The organism is Olsenella phocaeensis, from assembly GCF_900120385.1.
GTDB classification, from domain to species: domain Bacteria; phylum Actinomycetota; class Coriobacteriia; order Coriobacteriales; family Atopobiaceae; genus Olsenella_I; species Olsenella_I phocaeensis.
The window spans coordinates 12,109-14,756 of record NZ_LT635502.1; the positions used below are offsets into that span (position 1 = coordinate 12,109).

Annotated in this window: 4 protein-coding genes; 2 read left to right on the top strand and 2 right to left on the bottom strand. The window is 65.6% G+C overall.

Annotated features, from left to right (window positions below; translation table 11 throughout):
* Positions 1-37: 37 nt before the first annotated feature.
* Positions 38-904 (top strand): hypothetical protein, encoded by an 867-nt coding sequence (locus BQ7388_RS10130; protein WP_072500569.1) that lies wholly within the window; start codon positions 38-40, stop codon positions 902-904.
* Positions 905-1,115: 211 nt separating this feature from the next.
* Here the strand turns inward: BQ7388_RS10130 and BQ7388_RS12445 are convergent, their stop codons facing one another.
* Together BQ7388_RS12445 and BQ7388_RS12450 are read right to left on the bottom strand one after the other, a co-directional pair.
* On the bottom strand, positions 1,116-1,292 hold the full coding sequence (locus BQ7388_RS12445; protein WP_159430810.1) for a hypothetical protein: 177 nt from the start codon (positions 1,290-1,292) through the stop codon (positions 1,116-1,118).
* Between the two features lie 423 nt (positions 1,293-1,715).
* Positions 1,716-1,892: a hypothetical protein gene (locus BQ7388_RS12450; RefSeq protein WP_159430810.1), complete on the bottom strand. Its 177-nt coding sequence runs from the start codon at positions 1,890-1,892 to the stop codon at positions 1,716-1,718.
* Positions 1,893-2,119: 227 nt separating this feature from the next.
* Between BQ7388_RS12450 and BQ7388_RS10145 the strand changes: the two genes are divergently transcribed.
* Complete coding sequence (locus BQ7388_RS10145) at positions 2,120-2,356, top strand: hypothetical protein (protein WP_072500135.1); 237 nt, start codon at positions 2,120-2,122, stop codon at positions 2,354-2,356.
* The last annotated feature ends 292 nt before the right edge of the window (positions 2,357-2,648 follow it).

The following is a 2,648-nucleotide window of genomic DNA, read 5'->3' on the forward strand; positions in this document are numbered from 1 at the left end:
AGAACACTAGTTCGTAGGTGGGACACAAGGACGGGAGATGGAGATGGGCGACGAGGAGAGGCTCGCGGAACTCAACGAGAAGCTGAACGAGGCAAGCAGGGCCGTCCAGGAAGCCAGGGCGTCCGAGTGGTTCGGGCGCGCGAGCCGGTGGAACGAGGCCAGGATATCGCTTGTCGCGGCAGACGTTAGACGCCATGACGGGACAGCGGTCATACTGCTGTCCTTCCTGGTCGTACTCGTAAGCTTCGCGGCGTTCGCCGCAAGCGTGTTCAACGCGTTCGGCAAGGACTCTCTCGGCGTCGGCATACTGTCGGTCATCGCGTTCGTAGCTGCAACGGTCATTGGTGTGAGGCAGGATGAAAAGCCTGAGTACGTCGCAAGCGTGTCGGACGCAGACGTTGACGCGAAGGCTGGCTACGTCCTGTCCGAGACAGAGCGCGACTTGTGGGCTTCGTACACCGAAGCGAGGAACGCCGTTGACCACATCAGGAACGACATATACCAAATCGAGCACCGTGACGAGATAGAGGCCGCGAGGCGCAAGGCCGAGGCAGCAAGGAGGGCAGAGGCGGAGCGCGCCGAGAGATACAAGCACGCCAAGCCAGAAGACGCCGAGGCGCTGCGCCAGAGGCTTGACGCATGCGTGCCAGCATCCCTGCGCACCGGGTGCGGGTCTCCGTCAGTAAGCCCGAAGAAGGCCAACCGCAAGAACGGAACGGTATGTCCGAAGTGCGGTTCGCACAACACCATGCCGATAGCGTCAACAAAGAAGCTTTCGGCAGGTCGCGCCGTGGTCGGCGGGGTCGCCTTCGGGGCCGTCGGGGCCGTCGTTGGCGCGACGTCAGGCCACAACAGCAAGGTCGAGTTCATCTGCCGCGACTGCGGCAGGCGCTGGAAGATATAGCCTTCATGCCTCGTCGCCGCAACAGCTGGGGCAGCGTCACGCGCGTGGCGAAGGGCCGCTACCGCCTGAGGTACTGGGGCACCGACGCCACGGGCACGTACCGGCGCATGAGCGAGACCGTGGACGGCACCAGGCGCGACGCGGAGGGAGTGCTCGCCCGCAGGAGGGTCGAGCACGACTCGGAGCACGCGACGCCGACGGTCGGGCAGGCCTACGAGACGTGGTGGGTGCCGTGGGCCGAGAGGCGCGTCACCGACGGGCGCATGGCGAGAAGCTCGCTCGTGCAGTTCGAGTCAGCGTGGCGTAACCACGTGGCCCCGAGGTGGGCGGACGCGCAGCTCGACTCGGTGAGGCCCGCGCAGGTCCAGGCGTGGCTCCTGTCACTCACGCGCTCGCAGGCCATGCACTCAAAGACCGTCCTTGCCCGCGTGTTCGAGAGGGCGAGGTTCAACGAGGCTACGGCGAACGACCCGCTCGGCGTGGCATTTGAGCTTCCGCCTGAGGCCAGGCGCGAATCGTCAATGGCGTCGTTCGACGCTGACGCGCTCCTCGCGGCGTGGGACGCCCTGCGCGGCACTCCGACCGAGGCGGCATACGTCCTCATGGCCTTCGGCGGGCTGAGGGTCGGGGAGGCCCTGGGAGTGCGGTGCTCCGAGGTGACGCTCGGCGAGTGCGACGGCGTCCCGGTGGCGACCGTGCGCGTGCGGAGGACTGCGGGCGACAGGGACGGGCACATGGGGCCGGACGGTGCGCTCAAGANCAGGAGGGTCGAGCACGACTCGGAGCACGCGACGCCGACGGTCGGGCAGGCCTACGAGACGTGGTGGGTGCCGTGGGCCGAGAGGCGCGTCACCGACGGGCGCATGGCGAGAAGCTCGCTCGTGCAGTTCGAGTCAGCGTGGCGTAACCACGTGGCCCCGAGGTGGGCGGACGCGCAGCTCGACTCGGTGAGGCCCGCACAGGTCCAGGCGTGGCTCCTGTCACTCACGCGCTCGGTTGGATTACCAGTCAGAACGACACTGCTCCAAAACCGCAGCGGATACTCTCCGGAAAAGGAATCAAGGAGCACGACCGCCTCCTGTTCCCCCACGAGCTACTCGAGTCCCGGTACATGGAGATGGGAATGTCGCAGGCGGATGCGCATGACCATGCACAGGAGACGTACAATTACGCCAAGGCACTGTCCGACTACAAGACGAGAAACGGCCTTTGGTGATGCTCCGCTACAGGAAGAAGACAGAGAGCGACGAAGCGGTGTCCTACGACTACACGGTCGAGAACACCTCGTCCCCCGTTGGGACCGTCACGCTCGACAAGCGAACCGGCGTCTTCGAGATATCCGAGGCATCCAACGACGAACATGCCTACTATGCCCAGCATCTCGTACTGCTCATGCGCGACTTCGAGAAGTCGGGCGAGTACAGAGACGTTGGAGAGATGTTCTGGTATTAGGGCCGTCTAGGTCCTGCTCTCTCACTCAATGGCTGAATAGACCGTTCGTGACGTGCGCGTGAGCGACCGCTGACACTCCACTCGTACGCCGGGAAAGGCCCGGCGCTCGAGAGGGAGGTTTCTCTATGGCCAAGGACGCGACCGAGGGCGAGGGGCTCGTCCCCAAGGACCCCGAGGGCGGCGAGGGCGCGCAGCCCAACGACCCGAAGTCCGCAGGTGGGACCGCAGGCGGCGAGGGAGAGGGCGCGACGCCCAAGGACCCCGAGGGCGCGACGGTCAACCGCAGCAAGTA